Raw genomic sequence first — 26,414 nt, 5'->3', positions numbered from 1 at the left:
TGATCAGGTTATATCAAAAGGATGGCTTAATATTGCCACCTTTTCTAAAGGTGGTTAAAGAATTTTAATATATAGCATATCTCCTCTTCAGGAATGATAATTTTATATTTTTCTTCGAAGATAACTAATTCATCTTTAATAATTGAATATTCATTCCTATACTTACGAATATAATTTTGTTTATCAATAAATTTAACCTTGCTCTGCTCGCCATTAATTATCTGTTCAAGCATACAAGCGATATGCATAACCAGTCCAATCAAAGTATTATTTGATACTCTAATATTAAATTTACGGGTTATATTTTCATTAAAATGCTTAATATCGGTTAGTAAATCGCGCGGTTCAATATTGGATAAAATATTCGAAAGTGTTTTTTCGATTAAAGAGTAAATGGTTTCAATATCAATTAATTGCTGTAATTTCTTAATATTGTCCGGATAAATTAATGATGTTAAATCGAACTGGCTTATTGACGTATTAAAGTTAAATGGGCTCACTATAGCAACAATAGTATGGCTTTGCTGAATTTCTTCGATTTCTTTAAATAATTTATCATCTTCGTGAGATAAACTAAGTGCAATAATGTCTAAGATATTTTGTCGATATGAAAGTACATTATTTAATAAATCTATGGTGATATTGGTACTTTTATTCGGTACATTAATAATTAAAATGGCTAATTTTTTATTAACTAAACTCTCTTCTTGCGGTGCTGATACTGATGGCGCTTGATTAAGCATATGAATTTGTAACACATTCTCATATACTTCTTCTAAGCAATATCCGTTCATTGCATTTTGAATTGCTTCAATAACATGTAAAGTACTAACCAATTGAATTGTTTTGGTTTTAATACTACATTTTGCCTCTATCTCTTCACCAAAATTTTTCAAAGATCCCATATCAACCAGTAATAGCATGTCTGATTTATTTTTAGTTAATTGAATATGGTTAATAATTTTTTCGAGAATTTTTTGTGGTAATTCATCAAGTGGCACATCAAAAGCAAGTGCATATTCAATATTAAGTAAGTCATGCGCTGTTTTCGTGATTGAAGTTGCGGTTTTATCTCCGTGAGCAATAACGACAATTTGCACATTATTTGAAGGTAAAATAGGATTATTAGTACCATAAATAAAAAACATGGCCAGATAAGCTGCTTCATCGATGGGCAGTGTCGTATCCATAATGTGTTCAATCATTGTGAGACAATCAAGTGCAGCATTAAATTGATTTGGATAATTCGTTCGGACTTTATTTAATTGCGGATGACTAATCTTTTGATTGCTATTTATTCGCTTTAATGTCTGTTCGATATGGTTAGCTAAACTATAATAAATACGGTTATTAAAGCTACACTGTAAACTGTTTTCAGCCTGTTCAATTAAGGCTTCAGTCAAACGTAATACTTTAGTTGAAATTATATTTTTCAGCTTATTCTTATCATATTTTTTAGTATTATTATAAATATAGGTATAAAAATAATCCTGAATCTCTTGTTCAATTTCTTCTTCGAGTTCGAAATTTCCTCTACCTTGTGTTTTTAATTCAGCGATTTTTCGATTTACGATATCGTAGATATCATTAGATTTATTATTTTCATATAGGATCTTATTATCTTCTCCCTGAAATATAATATTTTTTCGATTAATACCAATGATTTTATTCCACGTTTGGCGATGTTGTGTTTCAATCAATAATGCTTCACTGATATGATTTGGTAATAGTGCACTATTAATATAGATATATTCTGAATTACTGTAGGAAATATGTTTGGCATAGGCGGCTGCACAAATAAAACGAATATCAGCTTCAAGTTGCCCTATATTATTGGGACAGTTATAGCCTAACAAAGCGCGAAGGGCATTACTTGATACGACAATTTTTTCTTTTAATTGTGCTGATTCGGTATTAAAGAAATTTTGAATTAGATTAAACCTTTCCTCAAAAGTTCTTGCTCTTAAAGGCGGAATTGTTAAATTCATAGGAAAGCGACGAGTAAATGTTCGCAATAATGCTGAATTAGGATCTTCTGTGGTTGCGGCAATAATGCGAACTTGTGCGGTTCGTTCTACGGTATCACCTAGTCGTCTAAAAAGGCCTTTATCAATAAAAGTAAAAAATATTTCTTGTCCTTCTGGTGGTAAACGGTGAACTTCATCTAAAAATAACAGTCCGGTGTGCGCCTTTTCAACTAAACCTTCACGATCATCAATTGCACCACTATAGGCACCTTTTTTACAGCCGAATAATTGGGTTAAAAGTAGTTGTGGATTTGAGGCGTAATCAGCACAATTAAAATGGATAAATGGCGCATCAGGACTAATTTTATTGACACTTTTAGCATAGTTATAAATCAGTTCGGCAAACAGTGATTTGCCAACCCCAGTCTCACCAGTAATTAAAATATTCATACCATGAGGAGGGTAAAATATGGCTGCTTTAGCTTGTTCAATCAAGGTATGCAAACTGGTGCTAGACTCGATGAAATTTTTGAATTCACCAAATTTGAAATTTGGTTTGTTTTCGGTTTTTATCGAAGATTTAGCAATAGAATATTTGACTGGTTTTCCTTTATCTTTAACCACTTTTCCTTGCTTAATAAGCTGATTTAATTCGTGGCTAACATTTGCCCGAGAATAATTCAGTAATATGGCAAGTTCAGAAGTAGTAACTCCTTCACTGTTTTTTAGCGTTAATTCCTGTAATTTTTGGAAAATAATCTCAATTCTTAACATTTCACATCCTAATGTGTTTTAGCAAATCCATTCTTCAATGTGTATTAAAACACATAAAAACACATTAGCAACTTAAAAAATTACTTATTGATTATTTTTAATTTATTTTGTTTTGGCACGGTTATTGCTGTTATTTATTACATGAAATATATCAAACTGAGGAAAAATTAATGAATGAGTATGAAGAGATTGTAATGCAACTAATTACCAATAGCGGTGATGCAAGAAGTCGCTGCCTAAAAGCAATTAGAGCTGCTCGTAAAGGTAATTTTGAACAAGCCGATAGTTTAATTGAAGAAGTAAAAAAATTTTTAGCCATTGCGCATAAAACACAGACTGAATTAATTCAAAACGAGATTCAGGGTAATCATATTCCAGTTTCGTTACTGATTATTCATGCTCAAGATCACTTAATGAATGCAATTTCAATGCGAGATTTAGCCATTGAAATTATAGAAATATTAAAAGATAAATAATTAAAGAGGTAATTAATATGACTTATAACATTATGCTAGCTTGTATGGGTGGATTCTCTACCAGTATGTTAGTCAAAAAAATGAAAGAGTCTGCGGAAAAGATGGGTATTGATGTCAATATTAATGCAGTAAGCGAAACTGAATTAGATCAATATGATGATCTGGACATTATTATGTTAGGACCGCAAATAGAGTATATCTATGAAAACTTAAAAAAACAGCATGACATTCCAATAGTTGTTATTGATTCTCTGGACTATGGAACGATGAATGGTGAAAAGGTGTTAAAAACTGCCTTAGAAATTTTAGAGAAATGAATAAGCTAATAAGAGAGATTTTATTATGATAAATAATAAAGAAACACTAATGAGCTTTAGAGCAAAATTGCAAAAAGTTATTGGCTCTATTCAATCAAGTTATTCTGTGCAAGCTGTTTCAAGTGGCATGATGATGCTATTACCTGTCATGATGGTGGGCTCGATTGTTGCGGTTTTAAATAGTTTAAATATTGAATCTTATCAGGCAGTATTAGTGGCAACAGGATTAAAATCCGCTTTTAAAGTTGCTTCAGTAGTCACCATGAACGTGATTTCACTCTATGTCGTGGTAGCTATTGCGTATAAGATGGCAGAATTACATAAAAAAGATGGTATTTTAGCTGCATTAATGGGGCTAATGGCTTTCCTTTTTATCACTCCAATGAAAACCAACGGTATTGCCGCCATTGATCTTTTGTATGTTGGTTCAAGAGGAATGATTGTTGCGATGTTAGTAGGATTATTTGCTACACGTTTTTATATTTTCTTACTTAATCGTAAACTAACGATAAAAATGCCTGAGTCAGTACCTGATTTTGTATCAAAATCTTTTTCGAGTCTCATCCCCGCATTTATTATTGCCGTAGTATTCGCTCTAATTAATGCGTTAGTTGGTCTTACTGAATTTGATAATGTACATAATTTAATTTATTCCATAATTCAAGTACCACTTCAAGGCTTAGGTGCAAGTTTAGCAGCAGCGTTATTAATTGTATTTTTAGCGGAATTTTTATGGTTCTTTGGTATTCACGGTTCAATGGCGACTTCGGCTATCTTATATGCTTTATTCTATCCTTTTGATATAGCCAATTTAGAAGCATTTCAAGCAGGTCAAGCGTTACCATTTATTGTCACAATGACATTTATTAATGCACAAAAAGGACCGCGTTATTTAGCATTATCTATTTTATTAGTACGCTGTAAGAGCCAACAAATGAAAAGTTTAGGTAAGATTGGCTTTATACCAGGTTGCTTTGGTATTAGTGAGCCTTACAAATTTGGTTTACCTATGGTATTAAATCCAATTTTATTTTTACCTTTAATTTTTGCCGGAACCATTAATGTGGGCTTATCTTATTTTGCTACATTGATTGGTATTATTCCTCGTGTTAATGGTATGCCTCTACCAACGGCTGGAACGCCTGAAATTATTAAAGGATTTATGATTGGTGGTTGGCAAATGGCAATATGGCATGTGGTATTATTGGTTGTTGCTATGTTGGTTTACTTTCCATTTGTTCGTTACATGGATAGACAAAAACTCAGTATTGAACAAGCGGCAACGGAGAAATAATAGATGCACAATAATATTATAGTTAATGCAGTTGAAAGATTAACACCAAGCCGTGTGCGTCTAAGTTGGCAATCACCACCAAAGTCGCATGAGGTAAAAATTTATTTGAGTGATAGTGCTGATATAAAAAATGCTGAAAAAACTGTACTTACTCAAACAACACAATCAAGCATTGATTTAGATATTCTTGATGATAAACGTTGCTATTTTATCCTTGATATTAATGGTCAAAATTATGTGACTGCTGAACGTGTTCTACCATTGGAAGGTGCAAATAATTTTCGTGATATTGGCGGCTATAGAACTGGTGATGGTAAAACTGTTAGATGGGGTAATCTTTATCGTTCAGATCATTTACATAATTTGACAGATAAGGATATCGCATATTTAAAAACAGCAAATTTTCATACTATTATTGATTATCGTAATGAAAAAGAATACAGCAAACAACCCAATCGCTTGTGGCATAATCAGCTAAATACATTTCGTTTAATTCCCGATGCATCTTCAGCAGAATTAGCTGCTAAGGCTAGTAATGATCATGAAAAAATACAGGAACTCATTAGTTTAAGCCAAAGCAAAAATGGCAAAATGGTTATTGATGGTTCTGGGCTAATTATGCAAGAACAAAATCGTGATTTTATCCGTAATCCTGAAACAGCCAAAATATATAGAGAACTTATTGATATTATTTTAGATAGCCGAAATTTGGCGATAGTACAACATTGTCGAGGAGGTAAAGATAGAACTGGTTTCGGTATAGCAATTATATTAGCTATTTTAGGTGTTGATGAACAAACTATATTATTAGATTATGCAATGACAAGTGAATTAAGGTATTCACGTAATATGCGTAGAATGGAGAAATATGAAAAAGAGACCAATAATGCTGAAATTTTAGCTTTTTTGTATTCTATGATGGAAGCGCGTAGTAGTTACCTTGAAGCTGCATTTGATGAAATGCGTACAAGATTCGGGTCAATTGCGGGATATTTAACTAAAGCGTTAAAAATAACAGAAAGCGAGAGAGAAAAAATAAAACAAAATTATCTATATTAAAAAAATTAACCCAGTATTAAACTGGGTTAATCTAATTTATACTATTTCATACTCTGTAAATTACATTTTAGTAGTAAATGTACGAGCAATAACGTCACGTTGTTGTTCAGCAGTTAGTGAGTTAAAACGTACTGCATAACCAGAAACACGAATTGTTAATTGTGGATATTTTTCTGGGTGTTGTACTGCATCTTCTAATGTTTCACGACGAAGTACGTTTACATTTAAATGTTGACCACCTTCAACTTTAATTGTTGGTGCTACATCTAATGGAACTTCACGATATTCGAATTGACCAAGTTCCGCAGTTGGGACGATTTGATCTTCTTTGTAAACTGATTTAGCAGCAACACAACGAGCTTCTTTGGTTGAATCATCTAATAACCAGAAAGAGTTAAGTAGTGCTTGATTGTCTGCTTTAGTAATTTGGATACCTGTAATCATTTTTAAATCCTCCTAATGGATCTGGACCTTATTGTCCTAAATTATTTATAAGTAATATAGCACTTTCAAAATTTGATTAAAGTCAAAAAAAGCTATTAATCTGATAAGTTTTACCGTTGATTGTGTGGGTTGACCTGATTTTTGCAAATAACTTTATATTTATTAAAAGGTAATCTTTTATTGTCATTTGCAATTTAAGTAATATTTTGATGATCTTAAACTAAACAAGGTATTTTATTCATCTTTTTATTAGTTGAACACGTATTGACTGTTGAACGAAGAGTACTTTTCTCATCATTGATTATCAGTAGGTTTATTGGTATTTTTAGGTATAATTAATATCATCAATAAATCCAGTGTTGAACTAGATAAAACAATTGTAAAGGTCAAATATGAGTAATCAATTAACATGGAATGATGTTATTGGCTCTGAAAAAGAGAAGCCCTATTTTCAACATATAATGCAGTTTGTGGCAACGCAGCGTGCACAAGGTAAAATTATTTACCCACCTCAGCACGATGTATTTAATGCTTTTCGTTTTACGGCATTTAGTGATATTAAAGTAGTGATATTAGGGCAGGATCCTTATCATGGTCCAAATCAAGCTCATGGCTTATCCTTTTCTGTATTACCCGGAATTAAACCGCCACCCTCGCTTATAAATATCTATAAAGAGTTAGCAACTGATATTGAAGGATTCACGATACCTAACCATGGCTATTTAGGCTATTGGGCTACTCAAGGTGTGTTATTACTCAATAACGTATTAACGGTTGAAGCAGGACAAGCTCACTCGCATGCCAAAATAGGTTGGGAAACCTTCACCGATCATGTTATTGCGGCAATTGATAAATATCTAGAGGGTGTTGTTTTTTTACTTTGGGGGTCACCGGCACAAAAGAAAGGTCAATTTATTGATCGTCAAAAACACCATGTGTTAACGGCGGTACACCCATCGCCATTATCGGCTCATCGTGGATTTTTCGGTTGTAAACACTTCTCAAAAGCCAATAATTTTATTTTACAGCATGGTAAAACACCTATCGATTGGCAACCACGATTACCGGAAAAAAAGTAAATGAGTAGTAATAAGAAACGCCGTCCAGGCTTACAGGAAATTGCTAATTTAGTTGGGATCAGCAAAATGACAGTAAGTCGCTTTTTGCGAGATCCTAAGCTTGTATCTGAATCACTTCAATTACAAATATCATCGGCTATTGATAAGCTCGGGTATATTCCTAACAAAGCTCCTGATATGTTATCAAATGCCAAAAGTCATGCTATTGGAGTTGTATTTCCCTCGTTAACTAACCAAGTTTTTGCTGATATTTTAAAAGGTATTGAGATGGTTTCCGATGTGCAAGGTTATCAAACCATGATCACTCACACCGGATATAACGCTGATAAAGAAGAGTTACGAGTCCGTTCTTTATTGTCTTATAATATTGATGGATTAATTTTGACGGAAAGGATACATAATCCAGCTACCTTAAAGATGATTGAAATTTCAGGTGTCCCAGTAGTGGAAATTATGGACAGCGTGTCGCCTTGCATTGATATGGCGGTTGGATTTGATAATTTCACTGCTACAAAAAATATGATTCATCGCATGATAAATAAAGGACGACGTCACATTGTTTATTTTAGTGCAAGACAAGATCAACGTAGTATCATTCGGCAACAAGGTTATGAAAAAGCCATGCAAGAGGCAGGATTAACGCCTAAAACATTAGCCACTAAAGAAGCCTCATCTTATGATTTGGGGGCGAGATTTTTACACCAGATATTAAAAGAATATCCATGTGTTGATGGTATTTTTAGTACCAATGATGATTTGGCTTTAGGTGTATTACTTGAATGTCAACGTATTGGTATTGAAATACCTAAACAAATAGCGATTGTTGGTTTTCATGGTCATAAAATTGGTCAGTATATGAATCCTAAATTAGCTTCCATTCATACGCCAAGAATTGAAATGGGAAAAATTGCTACAGAATTACTCTTGAAACGTATAAATGGTGAAAATATTGCTGAAAAGGTCATCGATTTACCTGTTGAATACCTTGATGGTGAAAGTTTGTAATCAATTTTAAAATCTTTTCTAAAATTTATATCATTATCACATTATTGATTAGGTTTGGATGGATTTCAGGTTTTCATGATTTGATATCTATGCTAAAATCGCCTCTCAGTGGTTATTTACACCTACTAATTAGATCATTAAAGAATAACACTGAGGCCCCCATGAAAATTGTTGAAGTAAAACACCCTCTAGTTCGCCATAAAATTGGCTTAATGCGTGAACACGATATTAGCACAAAAGATTTCCGAAACCTTGCCAGTGAAGTTGGTAGTTTATTAACTTATGAAGCAACCGCTAATTTACCAACAGAAACCGTAACCATTGAAGGTTGGTGTGGCCCTGTGCAAGTAGAACGTATTAAAGGTAAAAAGATTACTGTTGTTCCTATCCTACGTGCTGGTTTAGGTATGATGGATGGCGTATTAGAACACATACCTAGTGCAAGAATTAGTGTTGTTGGTTTTTATCGTAACGAAGAAACACTTGAACCTGTTCCTTATTTCCAAAAACTCACTTCTGATATTGAAGAACGAATGGCGTTAGTGGTTGATCCGATGCTAGCAACCGGTGGTTCAATGGTAGCAACTATTGATCTACTTAAGAAAGCAGGCTGTAAAAATATCAAAGTGTTAGTTTTAGTTGCTGCGCCAGAAGGTATCAAAGTATTAGAACAAGCACATCCTGATGTTGAACTTTATACGGCATCAATTGATGATCGCCTAAATGATAAAGGCTATATTTTACCTGGGCTAGGTGATGCCGGAGACAAAATATTTGGCACTAAATAAAATCTCAATTTTTAGACCGGTTTATCCGGTTTTTTTATGTCTGCTATTTAATAATTAATTTGCTATTGGCAAAAAGAAGTTTAAGAAGAGAGGAAAACGTGGTTAAAATCAATAATGATGAAATTAAAAAGGATACTTCACCATTAAAACCAGCCTGGCAAGATATTTTTACTGGTGCTCAAATGCTATTTGTCGCTTTTGGTGCTTTAGTCTTAGTGCCACTGTTAACTGGTTTAAATCCAAATGTGGCTTTATTTACTGCCGGTGTCGGTACATTGTTATTTCAACTTGCAACTAAAAATAAAGTACCGGTATTTTTAGCCTCTTCTTTTGCTTTTATTGCACCAATTTCTTTTGGAGTAGCTCAATGGGGAATACCGGCAACTTTAGGTGGATTGGTTGCCGCTGGTTTGGTATTTATGTTTTTTGCTTTTCTGGTCAAAATTAATGGTAATAATGTTATCGATCGGATTTTACCGCCGGTAGTTACCGGGCCAATTATTATGGTAATTGGTTTATCATTAGCCCCAGTTGCAGTTGGTATGGCTATGGGTAAAGATAGTGGACTTCAAGCCGAAAACTATCAACTTATCATTATTTCGATGGCTTCTTTGTTAACGACTTTAATTGTTGCTATCTGGGCAAAAGGCTTTTTTAGATTAGTTCCGATTATTGCCGGTATTGTGGTTGGATATGCACTTTCATGTGCTTTGGGTATTGTCAATTTTCAACCAGTTATTGATGCAGCATGGTTTAAAGTCCCTGATTTCACATTTCCTGAGTTTCAGTGGCAAGCTATTTTATATATGATTCCAATTGTGATTGCTCCAACTATTGAGCATGTCGGTGATATTATGGCAATTGGTGCTGTAACAGGTAAAGATTACACTCGTGAACCAGGTTTACAGAGGACATTGTTGGGTGATGGATTGGCTACTACAACAGCAGGATTTTTGGGTGGGCCTCCATGTATTACTTATGCCGAAGTTATTGGTGCGGTAACCTTAACCCGCAATTTTAAAACTCAGGTAATGACTTGGGCGGCATTATGGGCAATCTTAATGTCTTTCATTGGTAAAATAGGGGCATTTTTAAGTTCAATTCCAACTGTCGTAATGGGTGGAATCATGGTGTTGTTATTTGGTTCAATTGCTTCGGTTGGTATTAATATTTTAGTCAAACATAAAGTCGATCTTTCTGTATCACGGAATATGTGTATTGTCTCGTTAGTACTAGTATTTGGTATTGGTGGCATGATCTTCGATTTTGGTTCTTATGCATTACAGGGTATTAGTTTATGTGGGATTTTAGCCATTGTGTTAAATTTAATCTTACCGCAACAAACTAAAACAAATAACTAAGATAAACATTCTGGCCGTTAATTATAAAATCGATTAATGGCTAATCATATTTCCTCTTTTTTACTACTCTATAAGATCTCTACGTTTTACTTAATAAATAATTATTTTAGTCAGCAAGCGCTAACTTTTATAAAAAGTATTCATAAATATAATAAGCCAACTCTGATCCAAAGCGTTGGGGATAACTTAATAACTATTATTTCTGCTCAATAAAATAATAAAACATATTTCATTTATAGTATGTTATTTAGAATAAATAAGTGAGTAATAACTTTTAAATAGTAGAGCTATTTTAAAAAAATTGAGGAACGGGGTTTTTGGATATGAAGGTCGATTCTTTTGATGGTAATAATAGTGATTTTTATAATTAATTTTCCATTAAGACTTTACGAAGCTTAACCAATAAAGTGGCTAAAAAAGTTGCGAGAAATTTTTCTGTCTCTATACTACTTTACTCTTTTAAGTAAAAAATTCCGACTGAATATTTGCAAGTTTGCATATAAATTTAAATAAAAAAATATTAATTGGCGAGATCGTCTAGATGTACTGTAATTTCCAAAAGCCAATATGGGCAACATATATTTTAAATTCGTCAAAGTTGAGCTCCCAATATTCATTTTTTACTATATTTTGTTTTTTATCGAAATCAAGCAGAATTCTGCGTTTTTTTTTACAATCCTTTTGCCGTTCTTTTTTATCTCGGCGGATTTTATTAGGGTTAATAATGGTTGCTTTTATGCAACTATCCTTTTCTAGTCAAGCATTAACATCTGAAACATTAAATCTTATTCATGGTCATGCGCCTTATTTTACCTTTGATGGAGGAGGGACTCGTGTGACTAACACCGATAGTCTGCTCGGGATAACCCTCTCTGATGGAACTAAATACACCCCTGCAAAAAATAATTCATTCATTAAGCCAATCGAATTACCAAATTTAGGTGAAACGTTAGCTAATATTGACATGTTAGTGCCAACTGATACTTATTCAATAAATTTAAGTTCACTTGTCGCAGAACCATATAATTATTTTGGAGATGATGATGGCGATGAGAATGTTACCGCTACTGGTTCTTTAACATTATCTATCGTAGATAAAAATAATCAATCGGTTGCACGTAATGCAACATTAGATATCTGTAAAGCGCCATACAAATTAACATTATCAAATACTGATGGCGCCTTAACTACTCGTTATGGCTTTCCAAATAGTAATACTTTTAACGCGAGTAATACAACTTATTATATCAATCCTAAAATATCGCCAAAAGTGTGTTTTGCTAAACCCAATTTATTATATGGTTCAAAAGTAACAAATATGGGGCATTTTGCAGGTCCTCCATCCATTTGGGATCCTGAAAATGGGTTTATTACCCAGTCGTTTGATTCGACCACTTATGGTTTAAACTTCCCAACGACAGGCGCCGATGGTTTATATTTTGATTTAATTATAGGTGGTGTTGCTCAACCCTTAAAATGGGAAGAGGTTGAACGCGAAGGTATTAAAGCAACGATGACACCAGATCCCTCAGGTACAAGTGTACGAGTTAAACTGACAGGTCCTGTTGCTACTGAGTGGGAATCAGATTCTCCTGATAATATATATAACCCTTCTTTGCCCCAGACTTTCGAGTTAGTTGGTCGAGACAGTAGTGATAATGAAGTGATTAAATACGGTTTCCAGTTAAAACAATGGTTCGTCAATCGAGGGCCTAAAAACTACAGCTATCAACAAATATCGTGGTGTGAAAAGATTGGTTATCGTATTACTGAAGTAAAGGATTTAACTAATGCAATTTGCCCATCAAATAATTATAGATGTCAAGGTTTTGTTGGTGCAACTCCTTCATCATCTGATGGTTATTATGAACGTAACATCGGTGCAGGTTTATTTGCAGAGTGGGGATCTATGGGTGATTACAATGCCAACTTTAACGACTTCCAAACCTCCCTTTGGTGGTACTGGACAGATGAGGTTCTCAACCAGGGCAATGATTATGATAAGAATTATCGGTATATAGTTTCTGCGAGATATGGTCATGTAGATTTAACAATGAATTATGGTGGCGGTAGAGTTAATCTTGTCTGTGTCTCTCATTAGCGGTTTAGTGGTATTGTAATGCGTAATCCATACGCCTAAAATCAAACAGATCTATTTTGATAAATAAAAAACTCACTTATTTCTCAATAAGTGAGTTTGGTTTAATAGTAATCAACAACCGTTATTTAATTGGACGCATTGTCGGGAATAAAATTACATCGCGAATAGTATGACTGTTGGTAAATAACATTACAGTTCTGTCAATACCGATCCCTAAGCCAGCAGTTGGTGGTAGACCATGTTCTAATGCGGTGATGTAATCTTCATCATAGAACATTGCTTCATCGTCACCGGCATCCTTTTGTGATACTTGATCGGCAAAACGTTGCGCCTGATCTTCTGCATCATTAAGTTCTGAGAAACCATTACCAATTTCTCGTCCACCGATGAAAAATTCAAAGCGGTCAGTGACAAATGGGTTTTCATCATTACGACGAGCCAGTGGTGATACTTCAGCTGGATATTCGGTGATAAAAGTTGGTTGTATTAAGTTAGCTTCAGCCACTTCTTCGAAAATTTCAGTTACAACTCGACCTAATCCCCAACCTTTTTCTACTTTGATTCCCACATCTTTGGCAATTGCACATGCTTTATCAAAATCATCTAAATCCGCATTATTCGTTTCTGGACGATAATGACAAATTGCTTCACGCATCGTCATTTTGATAAATGGTTTTCCAAAATCAAAAGTATGTTCGCCATACTGTACAACTGCATCACCAGTTACTGCGATAGCTAAACGGCGGAATAATGCTTCGGTTAATACAATTAGGTCTTTATAATCGGCATAAGCCATATACATTTCCATCATTGTAAATTCTGGATTATGTCGTGGTGATACCCCTTCATTACGGAAGTTACGATTAATTTCAAATACTCGTTCAAATCCACCAACAACTAAACGTTTTAAGTAAAGTTCTGGCGCAATCCGTAAGTACATATCTAAATCTAGCGCATTATGATGAGTAATAAATGGTTTTGCTGAAGCTCCACCAGGAATCACTTGCATCATTGGTGTTTCAACTTCCATAAAGTGGTTTTCAAGCATAAAGTTGCGAATTTCAGTCACCACTTTTGAACGAGCAATAAAGGTATCTCGAGATTGTTGATTAGTAATTAAATCAAGATAACGTTGACGATAACGCATTTCTTGATCGGCTAAGCCATGGAACTTATCTGGTAATGGGCGTAGTGCTTTTGTTAATAAGCGAATTTCTTGACAATGGATTGAAAGCTCACCAGTTTTGGTTTTGAACAAATAACCTTTAGCACCAACAATATCACCAAGATCCCATTTTTTAAATTGTTCATTATAGTAATTTTCTGGTAGATCATCACGAGTGACATAAAGTTGGATTTGTCCAGTTACATCTTGTAGTGATACAAATGATGCTTTTCCCATAATACGGCGCATCATCATGCGACCAGCAACAGTAACGATAATTTTATTTTCGATTAGCTCTTCGTTAGTTTTATCATCATACAATTTATGAAGATCGCTTGAGATTGCATCACGACGAAAATCGTTTGGAAAAGCAATGCCTTGTTCGCGAATTGCAGCTAGCTTTTCACGACGTATTGTAAGCTCGTTGTTTAACTCTTCAATATGGTTTTGTTGCTCTTGCTGTGTTGACATAATATTACCTTTTATTTATCACCAAACAGGGTTATAAACCTGCTTTTAAGCTTTCTTCAATAAATTGATCTAAATCACCGTCTAAAACGGCTTGAGTATTACGGGTTTCGACGCCGGTACGTAAATCTTTAATTCTCGAGTCGTCAAGTACATATGAACGGATTTGACTACCCCAACCAATATCGGATTTATTTTCTTCCATCTGCTGTTTTTCGGCATTCTTTTTCTGCATTTCCAGCTCATAAAGTTTCGCTTTGAGCTGTTTCATCGCTTGATCTTTATTACTATGCTGAGAGCGATTGTTTTGACATTGAGTCACAATCCCTGTTGGCACATGGGTAATACGAACAGCAGATTCAGTTTTATTAACGTGCTGACCACCTGCACCAGATGCGCGATAAACATCAATACGTAGATCGGCAGGGTTGATATCAATATCAATATTATCATCAATTTCTGGATAGACAAATACCGATGCAAATGATGTATGACGTCGGTTACCTGAATCAAATGGACTTTTACGAACTAAGCGATGAACGCCAGTTTCGGTACGTAACCAACCATAAGCATAATCACCAGATACCTTAATAGTGGCCGATTTAATGCCTGCTACGTCACCATCTGATACTTCCATCACTTCGGTACTAAATCCTTTTGATTCAGCCCAACGGAGATACATTCTAAGTAGCATTTCCGCCCAATCTTGTGCTTCAGTGCCACCTGATCCAGATTGAATATCTAAATAACAATCAGCACTATCATAATCACCTGAGAACATTCGACGGAACTCGAGACCAGCTAGTTTTTTTTCTAATTGCTCTAGTTCTAGATTTGCTTCATCAAAAGTATCTTGATCTTCTGCTTCAACAGCAAGTTCAAGTAAGCCTTCAACATCATCAAGTCCTTGATCTAATGAATTAATGGTATTGATGATCTCTTCAAGCATTACTCGTTCTTTACCTAATGCTTGTGCTTTTTCTGGATCTGCCCAAACTTCCGATTGTTCTAATTCAGCATTGACTTCCTCAAGACGTTCTTTCTTGAGATCGTAGTCAAAGATACCCCCGAATCACATCTGTTCGCTCGGTTAATTCGGCTATTTTCGATTTGATAGGATTAATTTCAAACATATTATGTTGTTTTGTTAATTTTTAAGTTTTTTAATTAATCCTACATTGTAACGGATTTAAGTATAACTTAGCAATTACCAATTTGTTCACATCATTGATAATAATGTAAATGAATAATAAATAAAAAATGACGCATATTGCGTCATTTTTATAATGTGATATTTTTAAATGAGCTTATTTTTTCGCTTCTGCGTATAATTCAGCTACTTTATCCCAGTTAATAACATTCCAAAATGCACCGATGTAATCAGCACGGCGGTTTTGATATTTTAAATAATAAGCGTGTTCCCAAACGTCAAGCGCTAAAATTGGTGTGCCAGAAACGCCTGAGAATTTTTCACCCATAACTGGGGAATCTTGATTAGCAGTTGAAACCACTTCTAGCTTATCATCTTTCAATACTAACCATGCCCAACCAGAACCAAAACGAGTTGCCGCAGCAGCTGAGAATTTTTCTTTAAATGCATCAACTGAACCAAAGTCTTTTTCAATAGCAGCTTTAAGTTCACCTTTAAGTTCAGTTCCAACTTTTAATAATTCCCAGAATAGAGTGTGGTTAACATGACCACCAACATTATTTTTAACACCAGTAATTTTGTCTGCAGGGACTTTGTCTAGATTTTTTAGTAATGTTTCAGGGCAAAAGTCTTTAACTTCGGTAGGTAGAGATTCTAATAATGCATTAGCGTTATTTACATAAGTTTGATGATGTTTGTCATGATGAAGATGCATTGTTTCAGTATCAATATAAGGCTCTAAAGCGTCATAAGCATAAGGTAAAGGGGGTAATGTATAAGCCATGAAATTGCTCCTTTCATTTATTAAGTATTTTTAACTCATTTATACTGTCGAGTATACGGTCTATCAATATATCCCACAAACTATTGTTTAGATAGCTTATGACTATCTAATTTAATATCATTGCTGTATAATTTTTACACTTTGTCTGGTTGTGTTAAATAAGGTGTATACATCATAATTGCATGATTTTCACTAATGAGTTTTTCCTCTATTTGATTATCGAGCAAATGGGTTTTTCGTTGCCATATCTTATTGTGTCTAGTGTATCCGCCCCACCATTGTTGTTCAATAACGTGATCGGTTTCGAATATTTCATAGTGATAAGATAAAGGTGTATTGGCAAGCAGTTCACCATGTAAATATTCATCATCTAACCAAAGATTAAGTCGGTAGGTTGTATTGGTTTTATTGAGTAATTGTAAATCGATATAGTTATAAGAAAGTGTTGCACCACAAGCAAATGGAATAGTACGATTAACATCCGGAAAAACATCAAAACTATGACGCCATCGTTCAATAATGGTTAAATCTGAATGTAATACTATCCAGTAAATCAAATTGCCAAGTTGGCATAAACCACCACCAATATCTTTGCCGATTTGGCCATTATGTAATGAGAGACCTTCTAAAAAGCCGCGTTTCTTAGATGGTCGACCAACTTTTTGCCAAATTGAAAATCGTTGATTGGGCTTAATTATCGAACCGTCGAGCTGTTCAATTGCTAAGCGAAGGTTAGTAATTTTGTTATATTGCAAATACATATCAACATCTTTCAGTTGTCTTAACAATACCGATTGATGTTTTTTATGAGAATAGCAGCAAGTATTATTATTCTTATCAATTACGCTATAGGAGTGACGGTTGCGCCACCAATCTAGTTTACGTTTGAGAATAAAATACTCCTTACCTAATTTTAACCTTAAATTACTGCGTTTTTTAGGTTTATCTACAATAGTGTTTTGCATACAACAATCATCCTAACTACTAAATTGCTTATTTTTTTATAAGTGATAAATAATTAAGGCTTAATTTATCTAAAAAGCCAAACAGTTTCTGATTCATTTCAGAATAATCATGGGAACGAAGTTGGCTAGGTGTATCAACAAAACGATATTTTGCTGCTTGATTAAGATCACTTTCTGAGTGAGCAATCAGCTGTTCAACAACTTCTAAAGTTAACTCCATATGGCATTGAAAACCATATACTAAAGGACCATAAGCAATGATTTGTCGTGGGCAGCCTTCACTATAGGCAATAATATGTGCTTCTTGGGTTAAACCTGGCATGTCATTGTGCCAATGGCCGACAGCTAAACCCTTGCCAAAATCAACAAATAAAGGATTATTTTTACCTATTTCAGTTAAGGTGATAGGGAACTTACCGATTTCCTTTTCCGGACTATGACCATGTGGGGCTCCTAAAGCTTCACCAATTAATTGTGAACCAAGACAGACGCCAAGTACGATTTTTTTTGAATTGATAGCCGATAATATTACAGCTTGTTCGGCTAGCGAGTCAAAATGAGGGCACTCTTGTTTGGTTGTTGCTGGTGATTGTGGGCCACCCATAATAATCAATATATCAATATTATCTACATTGTTGGGAAGAGGTTCACCAAGATAAACCCGAGAATAGCTGATAGTGTGATGGTGCATTTTGGCCCATTGTTCATAAGCTCCAGGTGCTTCGAAATCTTCATGAATAATAAAATGTATATGCATGGGTTCCTAATTCCTAGTGTGTTAAATTTATTAGATTAATAAACAATAAATTCAGTATTAATTATCTCGAAAACACTTAACAATATAGTAAGCAATAACAGTTATAAAAACAAAATATTAGTATTTCAATCATATTATTTTGAGATAAGAGAAGTAACGTTATCCTTTTTATATAAAATAATCTGCAACATTATTTTTAATAAATGTTAATTTCTAACCTTGAAATTAAATGAATAAATGTTACAGTTAATTGGCATTTTGTCTCCCTTATTTAGCTTGCTAAGAGTGATTATAATCATGCTAATAATGATTATTTGACTATAAATTGATAAAAAAGAACACATAATTAAGTTAAAAAACACAATAACAGCTTAAAAATCATACAAATAAATTATATTCTTTAAACTAAATGTAACTTACTTATATTAAGGATAATATTGGTAAATATTTCATTTTTAAAAATAATAAATAGAATTTAGTTCGTTAGGATATGTAAGGAAGTAATAGAAACATCGTTTTAAAAAATAACATTAGCCAGTGTTAACGCACTTTTAAAACGGTTTTAAAAAATCGTTATTCGCTTAGAATTGATATTATAAACAATAGATTGATTGTTATTTATCTAATTTCAATAGATGAACAATTAAATCAACTTTGCGATTATTCAATTATTTCCACTTTCAGCTACCAAAAGCTATTGGTCAACCCAATGTTAGATCAAAGTAATTCATCTATTAAAATCAACGAAAAGGTCATTGAGTTGGGGCATTGTCGATGAAGTCTACTTAAAATGTAATGCTATAAGAAAACAGGCGTAAACAAAAAATAACTATTTTACTAAAAATGAGTGAAATTAATGATAAACGCGGTAGGAAAAAAGGTTAGAAATGTTCGAGGAATTAAATGAGTTTGAGAATTTTAGAAGATATCGTTATCTGTTAATTGATAATAGAGTTGTACTTCATTGGGCAAGTCCGTTATCACTTGAAAAACTAACGTATCAATTTGGCGAAAATAAAGCTTTTGGTGAAAAAAAACTAACAACAGTATTACGTACTGATCTGAATTACGATCAAAGTGTTTGCCCGACATTGATTCAATTGGCTGAGCCAAGTATATTAACCGATGATGTCATAATTGATGACATTAGCCGACAAGCGGCATTAGAGTGTTTTTGGTCACAACGTTATATCTGTGCTTATCTGGTTAGTGACCAAAAACCCTCAGCATTGGCAAAACAATTAATTAATATTGGCAATTCAATTGGTCGGACTTTAAAAGAACCGTATTATCCATTTTTTGAGCCTTTTCGGATGCAATTTTTGGATGAAGTGGGGTCCAATCAAAGTAAAGCGTGGTTAAAAGCGCAATTTTCTCAAATTTACAACTATTATTATCCTTCAATTCATAATGGTAAATTTATTCAATTTACTGCTAATAACGAACCCATCCCAGAAAAAAGTTGGGATATTGATGACAATCTGCTTATTAAAAATATTCGAATAGTTCGTACTTTGGTTAATGCTTGGGCAAATAACCGATTACAATTTGAAGATCAACAATCTTTACCACTATCAAAGGATATTATCGCCGAGGCGACACAATTGGTTGAGCAAGCTATGCAATTAGGTTTAGTTGATGCTGGTGATATTTTATTTTGGGGAATTTGTGGTTTAAGGCACCATCAAGCCTTTACCCAAAATCCCAAAGTTTTAATGCTAACGGAGCTTGCTAAAAAAACACCTGGAACACTATCAACACAAATTAATAATGCCAATATTGCTATTGAAAGTACAAACATTAGGGATATTAGATAAATAAAATAATAAGGCATAACCAACATGGGAAAAGAAATAAATATAGGCAATCAAAATAAAAGACAAGCTGCTGGAAAATGTCCTGCATGTGAACGAAAAGGTATTCCGGTGTTTTTACTGCGTCAGGCGGTAATTAAATTAGCGCCGTTTAAAGGCGCAAAAAGTGATGTAGATTATCAATCGTTAGCTAATTATGCACAAAAAATAAACTTTAAAAATCGCATGCCTGACGAACAGTTAAACGATTATGGCTATATTTTGCGTACTCTGCGCAAAGGTTATGTTTATGTGATGCAACAAAAAGGAGATGATATTAATACACGAATGCTTGAAGCTTATGAGTGTTTTAATGGTGTATTACGTTTAAAAGATGCTTATAGTTTAAGTGGTACAGAACCAAGACCATTATCAAAAGCATGTTACAATGCCTGCCACTCCATTCCAGCCTCATTTATTAATTTGGATGATCGAATCTTTACCGATGCATGGGTAGCATATGTTTCACAACCTTGGTCTAGCGAAACAATTGATCAATATATTAAAGAACAAGACAAACTGGCGCTATCTCGTTTTACCCACATTGACATAACCAAATTGAAAGACGATCCCGATCAAGCAACCAGCAATCGAGCAGTACCTTTTGTGGATATTTTTGGCAAAGCAGATGATACCGAAAGTGTCAGTAATGTACTTGAATTTAGAATAAAAAAAGACCTGTTGCCAAACTTCCAATCGGCACATCCTTTTATCAGTCTTTATGATCAAAAACGTTCATTTGCCTACCACGTCAATCCATTATCAGGTTCCTCATGTGGTGTCGTTGTGGAAGACACTTTTGGTATTGCTGAAGAGCTAAACTCTCAGCGGCTTTCACATTTGCATATATTTAATGAAAAACCTCTGACTGATGACGAATTAAAACTTGCTGAAGAAGTTATTGATAATTTGGATGACATCGATAAAGAAACTAAAATTTATGAACAACGCGCCAAAAATATGCTCAAAACAGTCAATCCAAAATTGCAGCAACGTTTTAAATATTATGATGCTGGAATGTTAAAAAAACGGATGATATTTGAATTAATGACTCAGTACCGTCAGTCAATTGTAATGTATTATGATCGTGAAATTGATAAAGTAGAGGAAGCGATTGAAAAACTTGTAAATTCTGGTAATGATAATGTTGGCTATAACGGTATCCCCGTATCAGCAGGAATGCGAGCTATAATAGGCAGACTATCGTCAGACAAAAAGCAAGCATTAGACGATTTTGATGACTGTGTTAATCAAGAAACAGTTAAGAGTTTTAATACCGAATTAGAGGTGGCTTATAACGAAGTTGTAGATTATTGTAAAGAATGGTCACAAGATTATTTTACTTATGTCCGCTGGTTGTTTGGTAAGCCAGAGTTTATATCGGACTTTGATCAAGCAAAACCAAGCAGTTTTAACCCAGTCCATTTTTGGCAACGTGAATTTGATTTTTCAGTTGAAACAACTTCGATAGCGCATATAAATGAAGTTACGCAAATACTATTAGACTCAACCCATTCAGAAATAAAGTTAGGTACTGATAATGCCTTGTGGGATGAACTGCTTAGCAATCCAGAAAGCATCTATTACATTATTGACTATAATAACCCTAAAGGTATTGATCGTGATGAAGAGGTATATGTTGATCTGGCGGATAATCGACTACTAAAACCCAGAGATATTATATCAAATGCATTAAGAGTTGGAGCTATCATAACTAAAGCAATTGAAGAAGTAAGTGAAGTAGAACTAAAAAGAAAACTACATATATTAGAACAGCATAAAGCAAATTATGAAGTTAAAATTAAAAGCTATCAGCAAAAAATAGAAGAACTGGAAGAACAAAATGCGAAAAATTCAAACAATGAGAAAGCTGAAACTGAAACTAAAAAATTGATAGAGGACAAAAGAAAATATAAGGCTGAAATTCAAAAATTAAATAAAGATCTTGAAAAAGTCAATCAACAGATGTCAGAAATGGCTCAATCAAAAACGTCAAACTCAGGCCATAGCGCTAATATAAAACATTTATTAAATAGCACCGCCTTAAGAAAGCAGGCAGCACTAATTAAAGATAATTTACATACCGCCATAAAATCACCGTGGATGCGACTTAACGCTTTTGATCAACTAGTCAGAATCGGAGCGATGCCAGTTGAAATTACTATACAAATAAACCCCCAAAATTACGCTAAAATTCAAAATTTATTAACCCAAATGCAGCGAGGTTTTTTTAATCGAGGTATCTATCATCCGCATGAACTGGAGTTTTTGCAAAATTTTGACATTGATGAAGAGGTGACCAAAACAGGTACAATTAAAACCAAAAAAGCCAAATTTACGCTCTGTTTTCCAGACAAAATAACAAAAAGCTTATTTGTCGATTTTATTAAGCAAACCAATGGGATATTAAGCCCCTACCCATTAAAAAAATTTGTTGAAAATGCGTATAAAGACTATTTTAAGCTAATTTATAAACAAAAAAACCTTCGAGCTCAGCTTGGTAATGCAACCGAAGGCATGAAGTCAACCCAAGATAAAAAAATAAAAATTAGTTCAAGAAATCGTAACAATGAAATCATAAAAATAAATCAAGAAAAAGAAAATATAGAAAATCTTTCAAACAAAACTAAAGTTGAATTAGAAAATGCCAATAATGAATCTAGGTTAGAAAACGTTAATAACGAAATCAAAGTTAGAAAATTAACTTTTGCCATTAATCTGACAGTGAATTCGATATCAGGTGTTATCACTTTGATGAATATAAACGACACGCTTAAAGAGTGGGGCGTTGCAAAAGAGGGCAGTGGCGAACAACAAGTAAAAGTTCAACTAATAAAAGATGTGGTATATCTGGCAACGATGGGGGTTGATATAATTAATCAATACCATAATATTAAACTCTTGATGAAGTTAAAAGACGCTATGGTTATCAATGCTAATACTCAAGCCATCAATAGCCAATTAAAATTAAATACTCTAATTAGTAAAACTGTTACCAGAGTAACAACAATAATCACCGTCCTTGATGCTGTTACTGAGTTAAATAGTGCGTTTGATATGTTGGATATGGAAAATAAAAGATATTTTTACATGAGATCAATTGGTTCTATTGTTTTAATTATGGGTGCAGCCATAGCTTTAATCGGTACCTTGATCCCCATTATTATCGGTGTTGTTTTAATGATAGGTGGTGCAATTGCCATTTTGTTTAGTAAAAAGTATGATAAATACACGCCTATTCAGCATTGGTTAAATCGTTGCTATTTTGGCAAACACGCAGAGTTCGAATATTTAGGTTATGACGCTTATCATGAAGATGATCGCCGTTCACACAGTGGTTTTGGTTTAGCGCTCAATGACTATACCATTGCCATCTATGGCATCCAAACCTTTATCCGTAAGGTACCGCTTTATAATGGTGTCCCTGTTGTACCAATGCCTCATTCAGCCAATATCTTTCAACGTCACATCTATTTTTATGTGGATATTCCTGATTTTGCCAAAGCCAATCCTAACGAAGTACTAACGGCTTCCATTCGTTTATATCTTTATAACTGGGAATATCTTGATAACCAATCAAGTGTGATAACCGATAAATATATTGATTTAAAATGCCGTGTATCAACCAACGGTATTGAAGTTTTAGAGATAAAAAATGGTCCTGTGACCGACAAAAGTATTTGCACTGATAAAAAAATGTTTTTCAATAAATATGAATTGCCGGCAATGAAAAGCAAATTTCCTTCCCAAACTGGCGAGCGTTATATCCATGAGCCAGCTGAATTTCAATTAACACATACTCTAGAAGATGGAACAATAGTGATCGAAAGCGAACCAAAATATAGTAATGTTGAAAATGTTATTGTTAAACAAGATGATAGCATTGACAGAGATGGGTTGATTATTAATAAATGGATTGCAGGCACAATTAACGCTATTGGTATAAAAAAATACCAAATAATCATTGAGTATAATAACCGTGAAGCAGTCCCACTAATTATTACCAAAAAGTCGAAGAAAATTAATTAACGAAAAGGAGCAATTATGCCATCACAATATCGCCCACAAATATTAGGCTGGATAGGGGATTTAGGTAAAGGTACGAATTACTTTTCAGATGCTGATGATCGTTTACTGTATGCCAACGATAACTATTGCGCTTTTCTTCGTAAAACCTCATCTGATCAGATTTTTTATTTATGTGTTTCTACAATTATCATTATATGTTCATTTCCAGCGATTTATATATCTTTTCTGTTACTTTTTGAGTTTAATCCCGAAACTGAAAGTTTTTTATTTATTACTTTTCTCATTTTATTTATTACTTGTATTTTAGCTTTATACATTTGTATTCCTGAGTTATACCAAAATCTTTTTACACGAAAAGGTAGTCCAATAATCCTTAATCGTAAAACCAAGAAAGTGTATATTAATGAAAGCTATTTCTTTAATTTTACCTCGTTTAAAAATCCGATTCATTTTTTACACCCCAATAAAAAACGGATAAAAGAGTATGATTGGGCCGATTTACATGGGGTTGTGGTGCATAATTTTTCCACCTATCCACTCAGTACCACTATTTTAATGGTGTGTGAGCCGGGCACGTATAAAACCATTGACCATGTGCTATTAGATCCACTGCGTTACGGTATTGGTAGTTATCTGGTCTGGGGATGGGTCAATAATTTTATGTGCTTTAACGATTTAATTAGTTTAAACGACGGAAAATATACCTGGGAGCAAGAAACACCTTTTAAAAAGGATATCATTCAAGGTCAAGGTTGGCCGGAATGGATGGTTGAAGCGTTTAATGCCCTATCGCCGGAACATCTGATAGAGATTAAACAAAAATATCATGTGCAATAACCAGATTAGCCAATAAAAACAAAGCAAAAGGAATAATTAGGAGCAATTATGCCATCACAATATCGCCCACAAATATTAGGCTGGATAGATGATTTAGATAAAGGTACGAATTACCTTTCAGGTGCCGATGATCGCTTACTGTATGCCAACGATAACTACTGTGCTTTTCTTCGTAAAACTTCATCTGATCAGATTTTTTATTTATGTGTTTCTACATTTATCATTATATGTTTATTTCCAGCGATTTATATATCTTTTCTGTTACTTTTTGAGTTTAATCCCGAAACTGAAAGTTTTATGTTTATTACTTTTCTCATTTCATTTATTACTAGTATTTTTGCTTTATACATTTGTATTCCTGAGTTATACCAAAATCTTTTTACACGGCGAGGATGCCCAATAATCCTTAATCGTAAAACCAAGAAAGTGTATATTAATGAGAGCTATTTCTTTAATTTTACCACGTTTAAAAATCCGATTCATTTTTTACACCCCAATAAAAAACGGATAAAAGAGTATGATTGGGCCGATTTACATGGGGTTGTGGTGCATAACTTTTCCACCTATCCACTCTGTACCACTATTTTAATGGTGTGTGAACCGGGCACACATAAAACCATTGACCATGTGCTATTAGATCCACTGCGTTACGGTGTTGGTAGTTATCAGGTCTGGGGATGGGTCAATAATTTTATGTGCTTTAACGATTTAATTAGTTTAAACGACGGAAAATATACTTGGGAGCAAGAAACACCTTTTAAAAAGGATATCATTCAAGGTCAAGGTTGGCCGGAATGGATGGTTGAAGCGTTTAATGCCCTATCGCCGGAACATCTGATAGAGATTAAACAAAAATATCATGTGCAATAACCAGATTAGCCAATAAAAACAAAGCAAAAGGAATAATTAGGAGCAATTATGCCATCACAATATCGCCCACAAATATTAGGCTGGATAGATGATTTAGATAAAGGTACGAATTACCTTTCAGGTGCCGATGATCGCTTACTGTATGCCAACGATAACTACTGTGCTTTTCTTCGTAAAACCTCATCTGATCAGATTTTTTATTTATGTGTTAGTGGGATTATTACAATTTTATTGATTTTCGTTATACCAGTATCAATATATTTACTTACATTAATAAATATAGATTCTATTAGTCATATGGCTATATTTATGATTCCGTATATTATTATTATTTGCTTTGTTATTACTCTATATTTAATGATTCCCGAATTATACCAAAATCTTTTTACACGAAAAGGTAGTCCAATAATCCTTAATCGTAAAACCAAGAAAGTGTATATTAATGAAAGCTATTTCTTTAATTTTACCTCGTTTAAAAATCCGATTCATTTTTTACACCCCAATAAAAAACGGATAAAAGAGTATGATTGGGCCGATTTACATGGGGTTGTGGTGCATAATTTTTCCACCTATCCACTCAGTACCACTATTTTAATGGTGTGTGAGCCGGGCACGTATAAAACCATTGACCATGTGCTATTAGATCCACTGCGTTACGGTATTGGTAGTTATCTGGTCTGGGGATGGGTCAATAATTTTATGTGCTTTAACGATTTAATTAGTTTAAACGACGGAAAATATACCTGGGAGCAAGAAACACCTTTTAAAAAGGATATCATTCAAGGTCAAGGTTGGCCGGAATGGATGGTTGAAGCGTTTAATGCCCTATCGCCGGAACATCTGATAGAGATTAAACAAAAATATCATGTGC

At 33.9% G+C, this 26,414-nt stretch carries 21 protein-coding genes; 14 read left to right on the top strand and 7 right to left on the bottom strand.

Annotated elements, in window-relative coordinates; genetic code table 11:
* Nucleotides 1-44: 44 nt before the first annotated feature.
* Complete coding sequence (locus B6D18_RS03770; RefSeq protein ID WP_086363216.1) at nucleotides 45-2,741, bottom strand: sigma 54-interacting transcriptional regulator; 2,697 nt, start codon at nucleotides 2,739-2,741, stop codon at nucleotides 45-47.
* Between the two features lie 170 nt (nucleotides 2,742-2,911).
* Here B6D18_RS03770 and B6D18_RS03765 point away from each other — a divergent pair, with 170 nt between their 5' ends.
* The 4 genes from B6D18_RS03765 to B6D18_RS03750 are packed head-to-tail and all read left to right on the top strand — an operon-like array spanning nucleotide 2,912 to nucleotide 5,887.
* Entirely contained in the window at nucleotides 2,912-3,217 is a 306-nt protein-coding gene (locus B6D18_RS03765) for a PTS lactose/cellobiose transporter subunit IIA (protein ID WP_034902898.1), read from the top strand.
* A 17-nt stretch (nucleotides 3,218-3,234) separates the two neighbouring features.
* Nucleotides 3,235-3,534: a PTS sugar transporter subunit IIB gene (locus tag B6D18_RS03760; RefSeq protein ID WP_086363215.1), complete on the top strand. Its 300-nt coding sequence runs from the start codon at nucleotides 3,235-3,237 to the stop codon at nucleotides 3,532-3,534.
* A 25-nt stretch (nucleotides 3,535-3,559) separates the two neighbouring features.
* A complete protein-coding gene (locus B6D18_RS03755; protein WP_086363214.1) occupies nucleotides 3,560-4,828 on the top strand; it encodes a PTS sugar transporter subunit IIC in 1,269 nt (422 codons plus the stop codon).
* A gap of 3 nt (nucleotides 4,829-4,831) precedes the next feature.
* Nucleotides 4,832-5,887, top strand: a complete 1,056-nt coding sequence (locus tag B6D18_RS03750; RefSeq protein ID WP_086363213.1) for a tyrosine-protein phosphatase — start codon at nucleotides 4,832-4,834, stop codon at nucleotides 5,885-5,887.
* 60 nt (nucleotides 5,888-5,947) lie between these two features.
* On the opposite strand, the gene grcA is transcribed toward B6D18_RS03750, so the two are convergent.
* Complete coding sequence (grcA, locus tag B6D18_RS03745) at nucleotides 5,948-6,331, bottom strand: autonomous glycyl radical cofactor GrcA (RefSeq protein WP_034902904.1); 384 nt, start codon at nucleotides 6,329-6,331, stop codon at nucleotides 5,948-5,950.
* Between the two features lie 392 nt (nucleotides 6,332-6,723).
* Between grcA and ung the strand changes: the two genes are divergently transcribed.
* The 5 genes from ung to B6D18_RS03720 all read left to right on the top strand — a co-directional run bounded on the left by ung (nucleotide 6,724) and on the right by B6D18_RS03720 (nucleotide 12,665).
* The gene (ung, locus tag B6D18_RS03740; RefSeq protein ID WP_086363212.1) at nucleotides 6,724-7,410 is read left to right on the top strand and encodes a uracil-DNA glycosylase; all 687 of its coding nucleotides are present in this window, start codon (nucleotides 6,724-6,726) and stop codon (nucleotides 7,408-7,410) included.
* Entirely contained in the window at nucleotides 7,411-8,415 is a 1,005-nt protein-coding gene (gntR, locus tag B6D18_RS03735) for a gluconate operon transcriptional repressor GntR (RefSeq protein ID WP_086363211.1), read from the top strand.
* Between the two features lie 161 nt (nucleotides 8,416-8,576).
* Complete coding sequence (gene upp / locus B6D18_RS03730) at nucleotides 8,577-9,203, top strand: uracil phosphoribosyltransferase (RefSeq protein WP_086363210.1); 627 nt, start codon at nucleotides 8,577-8,579, stop codon at nucleotides 9,201-9,203.
* A gap of 107 nt (nucleotides 9,204-9,310) precedes the next feature.
* Nucleotides 9,311-10,564 carry a uracil-xanthine permease family protein gene (locus B6D18_RS03725; RefSeq protein ID WP_371328865.1) on the top strand — a complete coding sequence of 418 codons (1,254 nt, stop codon included), beginning with the start codon at nucleotides 9,311-9,313 and terminating at the stop codon, nucleotides 10,562-10,564.
* A 724-nt stretch (nucleotides 10,565-11,288) separates the two neighbouring features.
* Nucleotides 11,289-12,665 (top strand): hypothetical protein, encoded by a 1,377-nt coding sequence (locus tag B6D18_RS03720; RefSeq protein WP_086363209.1) that lies wholly within the window; start codon nucleotides 11,289-11,291, stop codon nucleotides 12,663-12,665.
* 121 nt (nucleotides 12,666-12,786) lie between these two features.
* Here the strand turns inward: B6D18_RS03720 and lysS are convergent, their stop codons facing one another.
* From lysS to B6D18_RS03695, 5 genes are all read right to left on the bottom strand, one after another.
* Nucleotides 12,787-14,301: a lysine--tRNA ligase gene (gene lysS, locus B6D18_RS03715; RefSeq protein WP_086353725.1), complete on the bottom strand. Its 1,515-nt coding sequence runs from the start codon at nucleotides 14,299-14,301 to the stop codon at nucleotides 12,787-12,789.
* Between the two features lie 31 nt (nucleotides 14,302-14,332).
* A protein-coding gene (prfB, locus tag B6D18_RS03710; RefSeq protein WP_108720963.1) for a peptide chain release factor 2 occupies nucleotides 14,333-15,431 on the bottom strand; the annotation gives its coding sequence in 2 pieces (ribosomal slippage) (nucleotides 14,333-15,355 and nucleotides 15,357-15,431; 1,098 coding nt in all).
* Nucleotides 15,432-15,605: 174 nt separating this feature from the next.
* Nucleotides 15,606-16,232: a Fe-Mn family superoxide dismutase gene (locus tag B6D18_RS03705; RefSeq protein ID WP_086363208.1), complete on the bottom strand. Its 627-nt coding sequence runs from the start codon at nucleotides 16,230-16,232 to the stop codon at nucleotides 15,606-15,608.
* A gap of 134 nt (nucleotides 16,233-16,366) precedes the next feature.
* A complete protein-coding gene (locus B6D18_RS03700) occupies nucleotides 16,367-17,197 on the bottom strand; it encodes a VanW family protein (protein WP_086363207.1) in 831 nt (276 codons plus the stop codon).
* Between the two features lie 28 nt (nucleotides 17,198-17,225).
* The gene (locus tag B6D18_RS03695; protein WP_086363206.1) at nucleotides 17,226-17,954 is read right to left on the bottom strand and encodes a type 1 glutamine amidotransferase; all 729 of its coding nucleotides are present in this window, start codon (nucleotides 17,952-17,954) and stop codon (nucleotides 17,226-17,228) included.
* 887 nt (nucleotides 17,955-18,841) lie between these two features.
* On the opposite strand from B6D18_RS03695, the gene B6D18_RS03690 reads away from it, so the two are divergent.
* From B6D18_RS03690 to B6D18_RS03670, 5 genes are all read left to right on the top strand, one after another.
* Nucleotides 18,842-19,771 (top strand): hypothetical protein, encoded by a 930-nt coding sequence (locus B6D18_RS03690; RefSeq protein ID WP_086363205.1) that lies wholly within the window; start codon nucleotides 18,842-18,844, stop codon nucleotides 19,769-19,771.
* Nucleotides 19,772-19,795: 24 nt separating this feature from the next.
* The gene (locus B6D18_RS03685; protein WP_086363204.1) at nucleotides 19,796-23,836 is read left to right on the top strand and encodes a toxin VasX; all 4,041 of its coding nucleotides are present in this window, start codon (nucleotides 19,796-19,798) and stop codon (nucleotides 23,834-23,836) included.
* A gap of 15 nt (nucleotides 23,837-23,851) precedes the next feature.
* Nucleotides 23,852-24,673 carry a DUF6708 domain-containing protein gene (locus B6D18_RS03680; protein WP_086363203.1) on the top strand — a complete coding sequence of 274 codons (822 nt, stop codon included), beginning with the start codon at nucleotides 23,852-23,854 and terminating at the stop codon, nucleotides 24,671-24,673.
* Between the two features lie 48 nt (nucleotides 24,674-24,721).
* On the top strand, nucleotides 24,722-25,543 hold the full coding sequence (locus B6D18_RS03675) for a DUF6708 domain-containing protein (RefSeq protein WP_086363202.1): 822 nt from the start codon (nucleotides 24,722-24,724) through the stop codon (nucleotides 25,541-25,543).
* 48 nt (nucleotides 25,544-25,591) lie between these two features.
* The coding region (locus B6D18_RS03670; RefSeq protein WP_086363201.1) for a DUF6708 domain-containing protein at nucleotides 25,592-26,414 on the top strand (823 nt) is incomplete at its 3' end.

The sequence above is a fragment of the Gilliamella sp. A7 genome, from assembly GCF_002142015.1.
In the GTDB taxonomy this organism is placed as follows: Bacteria; Pseudomonadota; Gammaproteobacteria; order Enterobacterales; family Orbaceae; genus Gilliamella; species Gilliamella apis_A.
The sequence above is the reverse complement of the archived record's forward strand: the minus strand, read 5'-3'. Positions and strand labels throughout refer to the sequence as shown.

Coding starts and splice junctions, on each gene's coding strand:
- B6D18_RS03675 (WP_086363202.1), top strand. CDS start 24,722: ATGCCATCACAATATCGCCCACAAATATTAGGCTGGATAGATGATTTA.
- B6D18_RS03695 (WP_086363206.1), bottom strand. CDS start 17,954: ATGCATATACATTTTATTATTCATGAAGATTTCGAAGCACCTGGAGCT.
- B6D18_RS03750 (WP_086363213.1), top strand. CDS start 4,832: ATGCACAATAATATTATAGTTAATGCAGTTGAAAGATTAACACCAAGC.
- B6D18_RS03770 (WP_086363216.1), bottom strand. CDS start 2,741: ATGTTAAGAATTGAGATTATTTTCCAAAAATTACAGGAATTAACGCTA.
- B6D18_RS03765 (WP_034902898.1), top strand. CDS start 2,912: ATGAATGAGTATGAAGAGATTGTAATGCAACTAATTACCAATAGCGGT.
- upp (WP_086363210.1), top strand. CDS start 8,577: ATGAAAATTGTTGAAGTAAAACACCCTCTAGTTCGCCATAAAATTGGC.
- B6D18_RS03685 (WP_086363204.1), top strand. CDS start 19,796: ATGGGAAAAGAAATAAATATAGGCAATCAAAATAAAAGACAAGCTGCT.
- lysS (WP_086353725.1), bottom strand. CDS start 14,301: ATGTCAACACAGCAAGAGCAACAAAACCATATTGAAGAGTTAAACAAC.
- ung (WP_086363212.1), top strand. CDS start 6,724: ATGAGTAATCAATTAACATGGAATGATGTTATTGGCTCTGAAAAAGAG.
- B6D18_RS03690 (WP_086363205.1), top strand. CDS start 18,842: ATGTTCGAGGAATTAAATGAGTTTGAGAATTTTAGAAGATATCGTTAT.
- grcA (WP_034902904.1), bottom strand. CDS start 6,331: ATGATTACAGGTATCCAAATTACTAAAGCAGACAATCAAGCACTACTT.
- B6D18_RS03680 (WP_086363203.1), top strand. CDS start 23,852: ATGCCATCACAATATCGCCCACAAATATTAGGCTGGATAGGGGATTTA.
- B6D18_RS03705 (WP_086363208.1), bottom strand. CDS start 16,232: ATGGCTTATACATTACCCCCTTTACCTTATGCTTATGACGCTTTAGAG.
- B6D18_RS03755 (WP_086363214.1), top strand. CDS start 3,560: ATGATAAATAATAAAGAAACACTAATGAGCTTTAGAGCAAAATTGCAA.
- gntR (WP_086363211.1), top strand. CDS start 7,411: ATGAGTAGTAATAAGAAACGCCGTCCAGGCTTACAGGAAATTGCTAAT.
- B6D18_RS03760 (WP_086363215.1), top strand. CDS start 3,235: ATGACTTATAACATTATGCTAGCTTGTATGGGTGGATTCTCTACCAGT.
- B6D18_RS03720 (WP_086363209.1), top strand. CDS start 11,289: ATGGTTGCTTTTATGCAACTATCCTTTTCTAGTCAAGCATTAACATCT.
- B6D18_RS03700 (WP_086363207.1), bottom strand. CDS start 17,197: ATGCAAAACACTATTGTAGATAAACCTAAAAAACGCAGTAATTTAAGG.